This window comes from Janthinobacterium rivuli (assembly GCF_029690045.1).
Lineage (GTDB): Bacteria > Pseudomonadota > Gammaproteobacteria > Burkholderiales > Burkholderiaceae_D > Janthinobacterium > Janthinobacterium rivuli.
The window spans coordinates 5,378,805-5,394,055 of the sequence record NZ_CP121464.1; the positions used below are offsets into that span (position 1 = coordinate 5,378,805).

General features: G+C 61.3%; 14 protein-coding genes and 1 tRNA gene. 7 read left to right on the forward strand and 8 right to left on the reverse strand.

The window, feature by feature from the left end; translation table 11 throughout:
- Positions 1 to 6 precede the first annotated feature (6 nt).
- The gene (gene rpmG, locus P9875_RS24425) at positions 7 to 174 is read left to right on the forward strand and encodes a 50S ribosomal protein L33 (RefSeq protein WP_010400929.1); all 168 of its coding nucleotides are present in this window, start codon (positions 7 to 9) and stop codon (positions 172 to 174) included.
- Positions 175 to 313: 139 nt separating this feature from the next.
- On the opposite strand, the gene P9875_RS24430 is transcribed toward rpmG, so the two are convergent.
- The 5 genes from P9875_RS24430 to P9875_RS24450 all read right to left on the reverse strand — a co-directional run bounded on the left by P9875_RS24430 (position 314) and on the right by P9875_RS24450 (position 5,644).
- Positions 314 to 1,522, reverse strand: coding sequence for a DesA family fatty acid desaturase (locus P9875_RS24430; protein ID WP_101482484.1), 1,209 nt, complete (start codon positions 1,520 to 1,522; stop codon positions 314 to 316).
- 133 nt (positions 1,523 to 1,655) lie between these two features.
- The gene (locus tag P9875_RS24435; RefSeq protein WP_278316823.1) at positions 1,656 to 3,014 is read right to left on the reverse strand and encodes a mechanosensitive ion channel family protein; all 1,359 of its coding nucleotides are present in this window, start codon (positions 3,012 to 3,014) and stop codon (positions 1,656 to 1,658) included.
- Between the two features lie 125 nt (positions 3,015 to 3,139).
- On the reverse strand, positions 3,140 to 4,459 hold the full coding sequence (locus P9875_RS24440) for an RsmB/NOP family class I SAM-dependent RNA methyltransferase (RefSeq protein WP_099402933.1): 1,320 nt from the start codon (positions 4,457 to 4,459) through the stop codon (positions 3,140 to 3,142).
- A gap of 21 nt (positions 4,460 to 4,480) precedes the next feature.
- Positions 4,481 to 5,089 carry a phosphoribosylglycinamide formyltransferase gene (gene purN, locus P9875_RS24445; RefSeq protein WP_278316824.1) on the reverse strand — a complete coding sequence of 203 codons (609 nt, stop codon included), beginning with the start codon at positions 5,087 to 5,089 and terminating at the stop codon, positions 4,481 to 4,483.
- A 156-nt stretch (positions 5,090 to 5,245) separates the two neighbouring features.
- Positions 5,246 to 5,644, reverse strand: coding sequence for a barstar family protein (locus tag P9875_RS24450; RefSeq protein ID WP_034747450.1), 399 nt, complete (start codon positions 5,642 to 5,644; stop codon positions 5,246 to 5,248).
- 401 nt (positions 5,645 to 6,045) lie between these two features.
- Here P9875_RS24450 and P9875_RS24455 point away from each other — a divergent pair, with 401 nt between their 5' ends.
- The 5 genes from P9875_RS24455 to P9875_RS24475 all read left to right on the forward strand — a co-directional run bounded on the left by P9875_RS24455 (position 6,046) and on the right by P9875_RS24475 (position 9,911).
- Positions 6,046 to 6,558: a glycine zipper 2TM domain-containing protein gene (locus P9875_RS24455; protein WP_034785134.1), complete on the forward strand. Its 513-nt coding sequence runs from the start codon at positions 6,046 to 6,048 to the stop codon at positions 6,556 to 6,558.
- Positions 6,559 to 6,655: 97 nt separating this feature from the next.
- Positions 6,656 to 7,444 carry a spermidine synthase gene (locus P9875_RS24460; protein ID WP_278316825.1) on the forward strand — a complete coding sequence of 263 codons (789 nt, stop codon included), beginning with the start codon at positions 6,656 to 6,658 and terminating at the stop codon, positions 7,442 to 7,444.
- A 47-nt stretch (positions 7,445 to 7,491) separates the two neighbouring features.
- Entirely contained in the window at positions 7,492 to 9,258 is a 1,767-nt protein-coding gene (locus tag P9875_RS24465) for a GspE/PulE family protein (RefSeq protein ID WP_278316826.1), read from the forward strand.
- Positions 9,259 to 9,326: 68 nt separating this feature from the next.
- A tRNA-Lys gene (locus P9875_RS24470) sits at positions 9,327 to 9,402 on the forward strand.
- A gap of 104 nt (positions 9,403 to 9,506) precedes the next feature.
- Positions 9,507 to 9,911 (forward strand): hypothetical protein, encoded by a 405-nt coding sequence (locus P9875_RS24475; RefSeq protein WP_278316827.1) that lies wholly within the window; start codon positions 9,507 to 9,509, stop codon positions 9,909 to 9,911.
- Between the two features lie 3 nt (positions 9,912 to 9,914).
- On the opposite strand, the gene P9875_RS24480 is transcribed toward P9875_RS24475, so the two are convergent.
- A complete protein-coding gene (locus P9875_RS24480) occupies positions 9,915 to 10,418 on the reverse strand; it encodes a hypothetical protein (protein WP_278316828.1) in 504 nt (167 codons plus the stop codon).
- 3 nt (positions 10,419 to 10,421) lie between these two features.
- Positions 10,422 to 11,468, reverse strand: a complete 1,047-nt coding sequence (locus P9875_RS24485; RefSeq protein WP_278316829.1) for a lysozyme inhibitor LprI family protein — start codon at positions 11,466 to 11,468, stop codon at positions 10,422 to 10,424.
- Positions 11,469 to 11,643: 175 nt separating this feature from the next.
- Here P9875_RS24485 and P9875_RS24490 point away from each other — a divergent pair, with 175 nt between their 5' ends.
- Positions 11,644 to 13,803, forward strand: coding sequence for an alpha/beta hydrolase family protein (locus P9875_RS24490; RefSeq protein ID WP_278316830.1), 2,160 nt, complete (start codon positions 11,644 to 11,646; stop codon positions 13,801 to 13,803).
- Between the two features lie 54 nt (positions 13,804 to 13,857).
- Here the strand turns inward: P9875_RS24490 and P9875_RS24495 are convergent, their stop codons facing one another.
- Positions 13,858 to 15,150 carry an MFS transporter gene (locus tag P9875_RS24495; protein ID WP_278316831.1) on the reverse strand — a complete coding sequence of 431 codons (1,293 nt, stop codon included), beginning with the start codon at positions 15,148 to 15,150 and terminating at the stop codon, positions 13,858 to 13,860.
- Positions 15,151 to 15,251 lie beyond the last annotated feature (101 nt).

Here is a 15,251-nt window from a genome sequence, read left to right on the forward strand (position 1 = left end):
GCTATCATGGCAAAATCAGGCCGCGACAAAATCAAGTTAGAATCGACCGCCGGTACGGGTCACTTCTACACGACTACCAAAAACAAGCGTACGACGCCTGCGAAAATGGAGATCATGAAATTTGATCCTAAAGCACGCAAGCACGTCACGTACAAAGAAACCAAAATCAAGTAATTGATCTTGTGTTCTGTAAAAAGAGCCGCTCCGATGAGCGGTTTTTTTTCGCCCTGATTTTCAGCCGGCCCCCTCCCCTTTTGCAGGGACGAAAAAAAGGCCCTGGAATCCAGGGCCTTGATATAGCACAACAGTCTACTTAGGCATAGCTGCGCAGGCGCAAGGAGAAATCCTGCAGCGACTTGATGCCCGACGCTTCGGCGCGCGTGCACCAGTCTTGCAGCTTTTGCAGCAACTGTTCACGCGTAAAGTGCGAGCGTTCCCAGATGGCGCCCAGCTCCACGCGCATGTGGTGCATGGTTTCCAGTGCTTTGCTGTGCTGGAACAGTTCCGACAACTGCTCGTGATGCGCATCGGCCAGCTTGCCCGGTTCGCGCTGCATCAGCTTGCGCGACGATTTCAGAAAACGTTTTTCCAGCTCAGCCTTGTGCTTCAGGTGTTCCAGCTCTTCTTTCCAGGCATGCTTGATCGATTTCGCATACTTGGCCATCACGTCGTAGCGGTTGGCGATGACGGACTGCAAGGTCTCGAAGTCCGCTTCCAGCTTGCCGTGCGAGAACTTCGGTTCTGGCGCCAGCTTTTTCACCTTGGCCAGGCCCAGCATTTCCAGCGCGCGGATGTACGCCCAGCCGATATCGATTTCATACCATTTCGACGACAGCTTGGCCGACGTGGCATATGTATGGTGGTTGTTGTGCAACTCTTCGCCGCCAATCAAGATGCCGAAGGGAATGATGTTGGTGGCCGCGTCGGCGCAATCGTAGTTGCGGTAGCCCCAGTAGTGGCCGATGCCGTTGATGATGCCGGCCGCCGTGATCGGGATCCACATCATTTGCACGGCCCACACGGAAATGCCGATCACGCCGAACAACACGAAATTGATGACGAACAGCGATACCACGCCCAGCCAGCTGTACTTCGTGTACAGGTTGCGCTCGATCCAATCCGTCGGCGTGCCGTGGCCGTACTTGGCCATGGTTTCCATGTTCTTCGATTCAGCGCGGTACAACTCGGCGCCTTCCCAGAACACTTTCTTGATGCCGCGCGTCACGGGGCTGTGCGGATCTTCTTCCGTATCGCACTTGGCATGGTGCTTGCGGTGGATGGCGGCCCACTCCTTGGTGACCTGGCCCGTCGTCAGCCACAGCCAGAAACGGAAGAAATGACTAGGGATGGCGTGCAATTCCAGCGCCCGATGGGCCTGGTGGCGGTGCAGATAAATCGTGACGCTGGCGATCGTGATATGCGTGACCACCATGGTGTACAGGAAAACTTGCCATGCGGACAGATCGGTAACGCCAGTTGCCATGAACTGCAAAACGTCGTGTAAAACGGAACTCAATGTCATTACTACTACTCCAAGTGGACAGGGCGTGCGCACGGTCGCTCCAGTGACTCTGGAGGTCCGGCAGAGTTAATTTTAGGCGTGATTGTACGCCCTAATGGGTATTCTCAGGCAAAATCGGAGGCACGCAGCGAGGTTAAGGCTGGGTGCCGGATGGGGCGGACTCACCCTCTGCCGCGCCCGCGAGCGGGGCAGGAGGCGTACCAACAATACGCAATTCGCGTTGCGGAAACGGTACAGTGACCTTATGTTCCTGCAAGGTGCGCCAGATGGCGCGGTTCACATTCGACTTCACGCCGCCGGTGCCGTTTTCCGGGTCCGCGATCCAGAAGCCGATCTGCACATCAAGGCCGTCGGCGCCGAAACGCACGAGGGTGGCCGATGGCGGATTGCTTTGCGACACACGCGGCACCTTGGCCGTCGCCGCTTCCAGCAAGGGGAAGATGACGTCCAAGTCCGTTTCATAGCCCACCGATACGGCCGTCGACAGCCAGACCATGCGGTTGCTCAGCGACATGTTCTGCACGCCGCCGGAAATCAGCATTTCATTCGGCACGATGGATTCAACGCCATCGCCACCCAATAACACAGTATAGCGCGTATTGATTTGCGTGACCTTGCCCGTAAATTGACCCACCGTAATCATGTCGCCGATGGTGAGGCTGCGGTCGAGCAGGATGATGAAGCCGGAGACGAAGTTCGCGGCGATCTTTTGCAAGCCAAAACCGAGCGCCACGCCGAAGGCGCCGCCAAACACGGACAGCACCGTCAGGTCGATGCCCACCAGCGACAGGCTGACCAGCACGGAAACAAGAATCAGCACGGCGCGGCCCATGCGCGACATCACCACGCGCAAGGAAGTGTGCAGGCCCTGCATTTTCATCAGGCGCTCGTCGAGCGAGGTGCCGGCCCACATGGCCAGCACCAGCAGCACGGCCACAGAAATAGCGGCTTGCAAGATGGCAGCCACCGATACTTTATTGCGTCCCAGCGGAACGACGATGCTTTCCAGGAAGGTATGCAGTTCCGGCCACAAACCCGTGATGTACAGCGCCATGCCGGCCCACACCACCACCGTGAAGATCTTTTCCAGCAGCAGCATGGTCGGGCTGATGTCGCCATGGCGGGCAAAAATGCGGCGCAGCACATAAAAGCCGAAGCGCACCAGCGCCATCGAGGTGCACAGGGGAATGGCGATGCTCAGCAGATTGACCGACTGGAACTTGGCCAGGAAATGCTGCGCAATACCCAGCAGCATGGCCGCCAGCACGGGCGTCAGGATGCGGATGAAACTATCCGTGCGCTGCAGGGTTTCCGGCGTGGCCGGCGTGGCGGCCGCTTCCGCCCGCTGGTGCAGGAACACCCGCAACTGCCGCACCAGCAGCCAGCTCAGCGCCAGGCAGCCGACGATGACCAGCGCCTGCCACAGGATGGCCGGTTGGCGGAAATCATTGACAAAATCAGTGATCAGGTTGAGCAGCGGGGTTTCATTCATGGCGGATGGAGTCTGGAAGATGGTGCGGGGAAATAACCGGGCGGGGTGCCCACAGCGTGCGCCAGACTGGCTGGCGCAAGTGCTTGGCCACCGCTGCTATGCTGCAGCGGCGGCCCGTGACCAACTTATTCGGCTTGCTCAGCGTCAACGTCGTCGGCCGGCTTTTCATCGGCGTAGACTTTTTTCGGCATGACCTTGCGCTCGAACACGGCGGCGAAGAAGCCGTCGGTCTGGTGCAGGTGCGGCAACAATTTCAGGTAGTCGCCCATTTCCAGCTCAATCTTCTGTTCAGCCAGTACCTTGCTCATCGGCACCAGGGTGAAGTCAGGGTTCGCCGCCAGGAATTGCTCGGCGATAAAATCGTTTTCTTCGTTCAGGAAGCTGCAGGTGGCGTACACCAGGCGGCCGCCGCCTTTGACGAGGCGCGCCGCGCCGGCCAGGATGGCTGCCTGCTTGGCTTGCAGTTCGACGATGGAGTTCGGCTGCTGGCGCCATTTCACGTCCGGATTGCGGCGCAGGGTGCCCAGGCCGCTACATGGCGCATCGACCAGCACGCGGTCGATCTTGCCGGCCAGGCGCTTGATCTTGGCATCGCGCTCATGCGCGATCTGTACCGGATGCACGTTCGACAGGCCGCTGCGGGCCATGCGCGGCTTCAGCTTGGCCAGACGCTTTTCCGACACGTCGAATGCGTACAAACGGCCCGTGTTGCGCATCAGTGCGCCCAATGCGAGCGTCTTGCCGCCCGCGCCCGCACAGAAATCGACCACCATCTCGCCGCGCTTGGCGCCGACGATTTGCGACAGGATCTGGCTGCCTTCATCTTGCACTTCGATGGCGCCACTCTGGAACAATGGCAGGTTTTGCAACGATGGCTTCTTGATCACACGCAAGCCCAGCGGCGCAAACGGCGTTGGCGTGCTGAGGATAGGCGCTTCGGCCAGGGCCAGCATCACGTCGTCACGCGTGGCCTTGAGCGAGTTCACGCGCAAGTCCAGCGGCGCCGGCGCGTTCAGCGCATCGGCCAGCTTCATGGTTTCCGCTTCGCCGAACTGGGCGATCAGCTTGTCGAACAGCCAGGTCGGCATGTTGGCGCGCATGTTCGACGGCATCAGGCTGCGGTCGATCTGCGTGATGCGTTCCAGCCATTCCACTTCTTCTTCCGTCAGGCCGCCCAGGGAGTCCGCACCGACGGCTTCGGCCAGGCCGAGGATGGTCAGGCGGCGCATGGTCGGGCCGCTGCCCGCTTCGGCGAAATCCGTGAAGAACGATTTGTTGCGCAGCACGGCATAAATGCCTTCGGCGATGGCGCCGCGTTCGCGCGAACCGAGGCGCGGATGGTCGCGGAAATAGCGCGACAGGGTGGTGTCGGCCGGAGCCGTGAAACGTAAAATTTCGCGCAATACTTCTTCAGCATTGGCAAGTATCGCTGGTGGCAATCTCATTGTTATTCTTCCTGTAATATTTTATTGAGGGTCCACGCGGACCTCGCCATGCTCGACTGACAGTTTATCGTCAATGAACAGGCGGATGGCGCGCGGGTAAAGCAGATGTTCCTGTACCAGCACGCGCGCCGATAAGCTGTCTTCTGTGTCACCTGGCAAGACGGGGACTTTCGCGCTCGCCACGGCCGGGCCATGGTCAAGCTCGGCAGTCACGAAATGCACGGTCGCGCCGTGTTCCGTTACGCCCGCCTCGAGCGCCTGGCGGTGCGTCGCCATGCCCGGGAACAGCGGCAGCAGCGACGGGTGGATATTGAGCATGCGCCCCGCGTAATGCTCGACGAAAGGCGGCGTCAGGATGCGCATGAAACCGGCCAGCACGACCAGGTCGGGGGCAAAGCCGTCGATCACGGCTTGCAGCGCCGCATCAAACTGTTCGCGGCTGGCATAATCCTTGTTGGCAACGACTGCCGTCGCTATCCCATGTTCCGCGGCAAAAACCAATCCCTGGGCATCGGCCCGGTTACTGATGACGGCGGCAATACGGGCTGGCCATTGCTCGGCTTGCGCCGCGCGTACGACCGCTTCCATGTTGCTGCCGCGTCCGGAAATGAGGATAACGATATTTTTCATAGCGCGCATTGTACCCGCTATGGCGATGCGAACCAAGAAAGGCCGGCGATATTGTTGCGCCGCAACATGATCGCACAACAGGCGCTTTCGCCGGACGATGCTGCCTGCCAAGCCGGAAAAAGGCTGATTTTACGCTATCACAACGTGAGTAAGTGTTTACTCGAACGAATAGAAGACGCGGAACGGGACTTTCTTCTCGGCCCAGTAGTCGGCCGCATCGCGGAACACGTCGAGCAGGATCTCGCGCGCTTCCTTGTCGAATTTTTGCGTATTTGGCAATTGCTCAAGCACCACCAGGAAACCCGTCTGCGTGCCGGCCTTGAACATGGTGTCCGTCAGGCACAGGCGCAGGGCATCGAAATTCTTCGCCAGGTTTTTCGGAAACAGGAATGCTTCTGCAATAATGCCGATGACTTGTTGTTTGGTCTGTCCAGCGTTGCAATGCGCATATAAAAAGTGCTGCCCGAGACGGATCGCCTCGTCTTGTAATTCGGTCACGCGAAAGGCACGGATGGACTGGACAAGGTTGGGCGGCACGGTTAGTAACAAACTCATTTTTCCCTCAAATCGACCTGTTATGTATGGATTTTTTCTAGCTGCTCTTCTTATTGCATCCCCGCACGCGGGTCAATGCGCACGCGGTGATTCGATCTGTATCAACTTTTATGCGATTCAGTGCGATTTTATATAAGCCATACGCGTATTAGGGTAACGTGTTGTCCTGCATGAATCAACCCGAATATGATGTCAAACGCAAGATTTGTTACAAACCGCTGGTTTCAAGTCACTTCAACATCTTGTATCGATTGAAAGTGCATGTTACAGACTGTGGGGCAAGGGGCTTGGGCTGTTACATTTTGTTGCCATGCGAAACACTTGCCTTGGTCTGGCGGGATTACTATAGTCCCAAGTTGTAAAAAATACCCTGAAAGATTCTCTAGATAACGAGGTTACAAATGAACTTGCAAGCCAAATTGATGATGTCAGCCCTTTGTATCGGTGCATTGCCACTCGCCCAGGCCGCCGACTTTGAAGATTTCGGCAAGGTCGTGCGCGTCGTGCCGCAAGTGGAACAGATCAACCGTCCACGCCAGGAATGCCGCACGGAATACGTGCAAGTCCAGGCACCGCCGCAGCAGCGTAGCGCTGGCGGCTCCATCGTCGGCGGTATCGCCGGCGCCCTGCTCGGTAGCCAGGTCGGTGGCGGCAATGGCCGCACGGCCGCCGCCGCCGCTGGCGCGATTGCCGGCGCCGTCGTCGGCGACCGCGTCGACAATCAGAACAATTACCAGGGCGGCATGCAGGAACAAGCCGTCAAGCAATGCCGCCAGGTCGACCACTGGGAATCGCGCAACAATGGCTACCAGGTCACCTACGACTACCGCGGCCGCAATTACACGAGCATCATGTCCTACGATCCGGGCGAACGCATCCGTCTGCGCGTCTCGATTGAACCCGCTCAGCAATAAGCGCAGCAACCGGCCCCTACCATGCCAGCCCCAGTGGCTGGCATTTTTTATGGCGCCCCGGCACGGGCTATAATGCGGCACACTTTCAGGCCGCCTTATGCTTATCAAACGAAAATCCATCGAACAAGTCGAATCCTCGCGCCCGGCGCGCAAGCCCCGCTATGCTCCTGTCACCCTGTCGGAAATGGATGGCGTGCGCTATCTGCATTTCGGCACGGAATGGGTACAGGGCGCCATGCGCATCCGCAAGCCGGACTGGCCGGAGCTCGAATACGCGCAGCAGATGATGGCGTGGATGCTGTGGATAGCGCAACCGCAGCGCCTCGCCCAACTGGGCCTGGGCACGGCCGCGCTGACCAAGTTCTGCTACCGCCAGTTTCCGCAGGCGCAGGTCGAGGCCATCGAACTGAACCCGTCCGTCATCACCATCTGCGAATCGATGTTCAAGCTGCCGCCCAACGACGAGCGCCTGCACGTGCGCGAGATGGATGCGCTCGATTACGTCAACGATGACGCCAACCATGGCACCCTGGACGCCCTGCAGGTGGACCTGTACGACGCCACGGCGCGCGGCCCGGTGCTCGACAGCGCCGATTTCTATACCGCCTGCTGCGCCTGCCTGGCGCCGCACGGCATCATGACGGTCAACCTGTTTGGCGACCACCCCAGCTACGCAAAGAACATCAAGGCGATGAAGTTTGCGTTTGAACAGGTGATCTGCCTGCCGGAAGTGCATGATGGGAACGTGGTGGCGATCGCTTTCAAGACGAAAGTGGCACTCGATGCCGAGGCGCAAGCTGCCTTGCTCGAGCGCGCCAAGCAGATCGTCGCCGAAACCAAGCTACCCGCCAAGTCCTGGGTCAAGGGCATCGTCAGCACCCTGTAACCGCCGGTCTATCCAGGCAAGGCCGGCAGCCCAAAAAGGCGCCGGCCATGCCCGCATCCCCTCCTCCCTCTCTCACCGCTCCCGATACGCAGCTGCAACTGCCGCAGCTGCTGGCCTGGCTGCAGGAAGACGGCTTGCTCGATGCGGCACAAGCGGCCGCCATCGACGCCCAGGCCGCCCTGCTGCCGGCACCCGCCCTGCATCCGCTGTGCAGCATCGCCCACGGCGCACTGACGCTCGACACCCTGTGCGCCTGGCTGGCGCAACGCTCCAGCCTGCCGTATGTGCGCATCGATCCCCTGCACATCGATTTCAGCCAGGTGGCCGACGTCATGACGGCCGGCTATGCGGCCCGCTTCAACATCCTGCCCGTGGAAAGCACGCTTGATCGCATCGTCATCGCCACGGCCCAGCCGTACGCGCTCGCCTGGCAGGCGCAGCTGGGCAACCTGGCGCCGCGCAAACTGAGCCTGGTCATCGCCAACCCGCTGCACATCGCCGACGCCATCGCGCAATTTTTCAGCCTGGCCAGTTCCGTCAAGGTGGCAAGGCAGGCGTCCACGCAAGACCTGGCGCTGCGCCAGAATGTCGAACAACTGGTGGAGCTGGGGCGCAACAAGACCAGCCTGGACGCCAACGACCAGCACGTCGTGCGCATCGTCGACTGGCTGTGGCAATACGCGTTTGCCCAGCGCGCCTCCGACATCCATCTGGAACCGAAGCGCGACGCGGGCCTCGTGCGCCTGCGCATCGACGGCCGCCTGCATCAGGCCTACCAGCTGCCGCCCGTGGTGCTGCTGGCCATGACGGCGCGCATCAAGTTGCTCGGACGTATGGACGTGGTGGAGAAGCGCCGCCCGCAGGATGGCCGCATCAAAACGCGCAATGCGCAGGGCCAGGAAATCGAGCTGCGCCTGTCGACCTTGCCCACGGCTTTCGGCGAAAAACTCGTCATGCGCATCTTCGACCCGGAAGTGGCCGTCAAGAGCCTGTTTGACCTGGGCTTTCCGCCCGCGGACGCCGAACGCTGGCGCCAGCTGACGGCGCGCACGCACGGCATCGTGCTCGTGACGGGTCCCACCGGCTCGGGCAAGACCAGCACCCTGTACAGCACCCTGAAGGCGCTGGCCAGCAGCGAAGTCAATGTGTGCACGGTGGAAGACCCCATCGAAATGGTCGAACCGGCCTTCAACCAGATGCAGGTGCAATCCCAGGCCGGCATCGAACTGTCGTTTGCCGATGGCGTGCGGGCGCTGATGCGGCAAGATCCCGACATCATCATGGTGGGCGAGATCCGCGACCTGGCCACGGCCGAGATGGCCATCCAGGCGGCGCTGACGGGCCATTTGGTGCTGTCGACCCTGCACACCAACGACGCGCCCTCGGCCGTCACGCGCCTGCTGGAACTGGGCGTGCCCGCCTATCTGCTGGAAGCGTGCCTGGCCGGCGTGCTGGCGCAGCGCTTGCTGCGCTGCCTGTGCGCGGCCTGCAAACAGCTGGACGACGCCCCCGGCGTCGCTGCCTGGCAACGCCTGACGGGCGGCCAGCTGGAGCGGCCGGCCGCAGCGTACCGCCCCGTCGGCTGCGCCCTGTGCCGGCACAGCGGCTACCTGGGACGCGCCGGCATTTATGAACTGCTGAGCGTGACGGAAGCGTTCGGCCAGCTGGTCAAGGCCGGCGCCGACCTGCACGCGCTGCGCCGCCAGAGCATCCTCGACGGCATGACGCCGCTGCGCATCGCCGGCGCCCGTAAAATCATCGATGGCACGAGCAGCATCGACGAAGTGCTGAAGCTCACGGCAGCCCTGCCCTAGCTGGCCAGTACTTTCTCGCAGGAATGCTTTGCATTCTTTTTCAACTGATATATAATGCGGCCTCTTTCGGGTCGTTAGCTCAGCTGGTAGAGCAGCGGACTTTTAATCCGTTGGTCGCAGGTTCGAATCCCGCACGGCCTACCACGAATGCGCAGTACTAAAAAGCCCATCCTCACGGATGGGCTTTTTTCGTTTCCGGCCCTCACGGTTATACTGGCTCTTCGTCTTGCCAGCCCTGAAAGAAACGCATGAAACTTGCCGCCATCCTGTTGCTTGCCACCGCCTGCCTGTCCGCCCATGCTCAAACGCAAACGCCGATCGTGCTCGACGGCCAGTACAGCGCGCGCACGGACGAGATGAGCCTGGACATCATCGGCAACCGCGTCTGCTTCGCGCCCGACAAGGCGCAGTGGGGCCGTTTGCCGCGCCCTGCCGCCACGCACGCTGCGTGGTTCTGTTTTTCCAACGATGGCGAGGCGCGCCGGTTGCTGCGCGTGCCCGCGCGCCAGGCCGACAATTGCGGCTGGCAGGCGCGTGCGCGCATCGTCATCGACAGCTATCAACCGTATGTGGAGCAAGGCGACGGCAACGACATGGCGCGCCTGGCGTCGGTGGTGAAAGTGGCGCAGCCGAACGCCATCGCCTGCGAATAAACCCTAGTCGAGTTCGTATTCCTCTAAATAACGGGCAAACAAGTCGCCATCGGCCAGCGGGCACGCAAACCCCGCGCCCCAGTCGGCCAGCAGCAACTGCTCTTTCAAGGGCAACAGCAACAGCTCGGGCATGGCGTCGCTGCACCACAGGTCGCACACGATGCCCTTGTCGTCCAGGCCGGCAAACAGGGTTTCCGTGTTCTCGCCGCCAAAGGCCAGCACGTTCTTGCATTCCACGCGGTAACTGCTGTAACCCGTGTAGACGGCGTCATACGGCGGCAAGGCGTCCGCCAGCGCCAGCCGCAGCTGGTCCGCCGTGAGGCCCAGCACGCCCATCTGCGACGGCGGCGCCTCGGGCACGTACATCTGCGTCCAGCCGGCGCCGCTGCGGTGCGCGTCGGCGAACACCTCTTGCTCACCCATCTGTGTCAGACAGTGCTGCAAGTTATCGAGCGGCAGCAGTTCGATCATGCAAAAATCGTCTTCGTGGTAGTACGCTTCCCGCATGTTTTAGTTCTCCAGCAAGTCTTGCAGTTGCACATTGCGCCGCGACGTCAGCATGGCCGCCCAGGTTTCGCTCGTCACGGATGGATAGCGCACGGCGCCAAAGTTCATCCAGGCATCGCGATACGCCAGCCACAGGCGCTGGGTGGCGCGGACGCCATCCTTGCCCACGGCGCCCGCATGGGTTTGCGCCGGCTTTTTCATGAGCTTGCCGTAGATGGCGTTGAGCTCCTTGTCGAGCGCCGCCGCCTGCTCCTTCGTCCTGCTGGCCGGCAGCTTGCCCGCTTCGTAGTCACGCAAATCGTGCGCCAGCAGATCAAGCTCGGCCGTGCGGGCGGCGATGCTCAGGGCGGCGCGCGCAGTGCCGCTCAAGTCCGTTTCATTGGCCGCACGCGCATCGGCAAACTTACTGGCCGCCGCCTGCAGTTTTTGCAGCGACGCTTGCGCCACGGCAGGCATTGCTTCGCTGACTTTGGCTGTCGCCTGCCCGCGCACTCTTTGCTTCTGGCGCGCATCGATGGCGCTGCACACGCCCATCATGTAGCCGCTGGTGATGTCGTCGCACAAATCGATCATGCCGCGACCGCTGGCATTGATCTTCTGCAAGTGCTCGATACGGCCCCGCATCTCGGCCGGCGCCGCGTCGATGCTGCACGCATACTTGAGCGCCAGCAACGGGTCTTTTTGCACGCCCTGTCCATTCTGGTACAGCATCATCAGGACGGCGCTGTTCTGCGTAGCCATGGCGCAATGGCGCGCGGGACGCCAGTCGGCCGGCTTGGGCGCGGACATACTCTTGGTATCGTAGTACAGGTCGGTAGCCTGGCATTGCTGCAGGGACGCCACGGCCGATGGCGCCGGCAGGTCGGCGGGCGGCGGCGCCGCATCCTTGACCTTCAGGCAGCCCGCATACCAGGCCGTGCTTTCCGCGTGACCGACGCCCATGGCGCTCGTGTTCGGGTAGGGAGCGGGCGCGGCGGCAAAAACCGGGGCCACCAGCAGGCAGCTCGCGCCCAGCAATGCCGTTTTCAATAAGGGTAGACAAATTTTCATGGCCGGCCAAAGGTAGCGTCAGTAAAAGAACAAGTTTAACTGATCAGCCATGGCGCGCCCGCCCGATACGTGACCGTCCCACTTGGTAAGTAACGGTACCCAGCCTTGGCAATGCGGGAAAGCATGGGCAATAATGTTGCCCGCTGTACTTTTTTCACTACTCCGGACTACGCCCATGACCTCACCCCGTCTTCGCCGTTCCCTCGGCTCGCTGCTGATCGCAGCGGCCTGCGCCTCGCTTGCCCATGCCGCCGATACCAACACCACCACCCCAGTTGCCGCCACGCAAATGCAAGCCAGACACGCCATCACGCATGAAGATGTGTGGCTGATGAAACGTGTGGGCGCGCCCGTCGCCAGCCCGGATGGAAAGTGGGCCGTGTTTTCCGTGGTCGACAGCGCCTACGATAGCAAGGAACAATGGTCGGATCTGTGGATCAAGTCACTGCTTGACGACAGCCCCGCGCGCCGCCTGAGCTATTCCAAAAGCGGCGAAAGCGCCGTGGCCTGGTCGCCGGACAGCCGCCAGCTCGTCTTCGTTGCCAAGCGCGACGGCGATGAAGCGGGCCAGATTTATCGCCTCGACGTTGCCGCCGGCGGCGAAGCCCAACGGTTGACGAGCTTGACCATGGGCGCGCGCATGCCGAAATGGAGCCCGGACGGCAAGCAATTGCTGTTCATCAGCGATATCTATCCAGGCAACAAAACGGAAGCCGACGTCAAGCAAAGCGCGAAAGAGCGCAAGGACCGCAAACACAGCGCCCGCTCGTATGAAACGACGGCGCCCCGCTATTTCGACAAATGGCTCACCGACAAGCAAGTGCGCCTGTTCGTCGTCGATGCGCAAGCGGACGCCAAGGGTGAGAACACAGCGCGCGACATCCTGTCGGGCACGCAACTGGCCACCCTGCCGGGCTTTGGCGGCGGCCAGGGCGACGAAGGACAATCGCTGGACGCCGTCTGGACGCCGGACGGCAAGGCTGTCGTCTTCAACGCGGCGACCAACCGCGATGCGGCCCAGCGCGAGGCCGTCGTTTCGCAACTGTATCTGCTGCCCGTGGCGGGCGGCGAAGCGCAGCGTTTGACGCAGGATAAACACAGCTATGGCAGCCTGAAATTCGCGGCCGACGGCAAGACCCTGTTCGCCTTGAGCGACGCGCAAACGCCAGGCAAGGTGTATGACGTGAAACGCCTGGCCAGCTTTGCCTGGCCGATGAGCAACCCGGCGCCAACAATTTTGACAGCCAAGCTGGACCGTTCAATTTCCCGCTTCGTGCTGCCCGAAGGCGGCAAGCGCATCCTGTTCAGCTATGAACATGCGGGTCTGGAAAAGCTGTACTCGATTGATACCAAAGGCGGCGACCTGCGCGAGGAGCCATCCTTGCCGACGGGTACCATCAATTCGCTGAGCAGCGGCGGCAAGGCCCTGGTCGGCGTGTGGGAGTCCGCTATCAACCCGCCGGAAATCTATGCCTTCAACGGCAAGCAGCCAAAGCGCTTGACGGCCTTCAACACGGAGAAAGCCAGCAAGATCGACTGGCAGGCACCCGAGCACTTCTGGTTCACGACGGCCGATGGCCGCCAGATCCACAATATGCTTGTCAAGCCGGCCAATTTTGATCCGAACAAGAAATACCCGCTGTTTACCGTCATCCACGGCGGCGCGGCCAGCATGTGGCGCGACCAGTTCGTGCTGCGCTGGAACTATCACTTGCTGGCCAAGCCAGGCTATGTCGTGCTGCTGACCGACTACAAGGGCTCCACCGGCTATGGCGAGGAATTCTCGCGCTCGATTCAGTTCGACCCCTTGAAAGGTCCGGGCGACGAGGTCAACCAGGGCGTCGATGAAGCCATCAAGAAATACCCATTTATCGACAGCACGAAACTGGCTGCCGGCGGCGCCAGCTATGGCGGCCACCTGGCCAACTGGCTGCAAGCGACCACCACGCGCTACAAGGCCATCGTCTCGCACGCGGGCGAAATGGACTTGATCATGCAATGGGGCACCAGCGATGGCGGCTTCGGCCGTGAAACGAATGCAGGCGGCCCCGTCTGGTCGAACCTGCCCGTGTGGCGCGACCAAAGCCCCATCATGCAAGCGGGTAATCACGAAAAAGGCACGGGTTTCACGACCCCGATCCTCATCACCGTGGGCGAGCTCGATTACCGCGTGCCGGCCAACAATGCGCTGATGAACTTTGCCGTGCAACAACGCCTGAACGTGCCGGCAAAACTGCTGGTCTTCCCGGACGAAAACCACTGGATCTTGAAGGGCGAGAACAGCCGTTTCTTCTATAGCGAAGTCGAAGGATGGCTGGCAAAGTATTTGAATTAATCGCGCCGCACGCTACTTGAAAGCCAGGCTCCGCACACGCGGGCCTGGCTTTTTTCATGCAGGCTGAGCGGCTGCCACGGCCGCCTTCTGGCGCTGGATCGCCAGCACCAGCAACGCGGCGACGAGGCAGGCGGCGCCGGCCGCGAACAGGGCCGGGTTGTAGGTCAGCATCAGGGTGCGGATGCGGCCCGCGCCGTACGCGGCCACGGCGGCACCCAGCTGGTGGCCGGCGAATATCCAGCCGAAGACCATGCCCGCCCGCTCCCGCCCGAACGTGGCCCCCACCAGTTTCACGGTGGGCGGCACGGTGGCGATCCAGTCCAGGCCGTAGAACATGGCGAACAGCGACAGGCCGTACAGGGTGAATTCCGAATACGGCAGCCAGAACAGAGAGAGACCCCGCAAACCGTAATACCAGAACAGCAGTTTGCGGTTGTCATAGCGGTCCGACAGCCAGCCGGACAGGATCGTGCCGAACAGGTCGAACGCGCCCATCATGGCCAGCACGGAAGCGGCCGGCACGGCGGACAGGCCCGAGTCGCCGCACAGGGAAATGAAGTGCGTCTGGATCAAGCCATTGGTGCTGAGGCCGCAAATGAAGAAGGTGCCGAAGAGTATCCAGAAGGTGCGGTTCGCCGCCACGCTGCGCAAAATCAGGAACGGTGTGGCAAATGTCATCTTCGCGGCCGGCGCCACCATCAGGGGCGTAGCCGGGTCGGCGCCGTAGGGCCGCAAGGCCACGTCCTGGGGACGGTTGCGCATGCAAAGGAAAGCCAGCACGGCGACGATGGCGCAGGCGGCAAACACGGGCATGACGGCCGTTCGCCAGCCGTAGTGCTCGATCAGCCAGGCGCCCACGGGCAGGAACAGCAGCTGGCCCGTGGCCGAGCTGGCCGTCAGCACGCCTACGACCAGGCCCCGGTGCGTCTCGAACCAGCGGTTCGCCACCACGGCGCTCAAGACCAGCGCCGTCATGCCAGAGCCCAGCCCCAGCAGGATGCCCCACAGGGCCACCAGGTGCCAGAACTGCGTCATGCGCGTGGCCAGCAGCATGCCGGCGGCGATCAGGCCCAGCGCCACGCAGATGACATTGCGCAAGCCAAAGCGTTCCATCAGGATGGCGGCGAACGGCCCCATCAGGCCAAACAGCACGAAGCGCACGGCCAGGGCCGAGGAAATCTGCTCGGCATCCCAGCCGAATTCGCGGCTCAAGGGCTGCATCAGCGCACCCGGCAAACCCAGCGCGGCGGACGAGGTCAATGCCGTGAGGAAGGTGATGGCGACGATGACCCAGGCAAAGTGCACGCCGCGCCGCGCCAGCCATTGCGAAAAAGGATAGGAAAGCATGCAGTCCTCATGAGAAAAAGTAGATACCGGTCAGCATCAGCCGACAGGATTTTCCTCATGTTATATTATGATCATAATTTATACAATCAAAAAAAACTGGA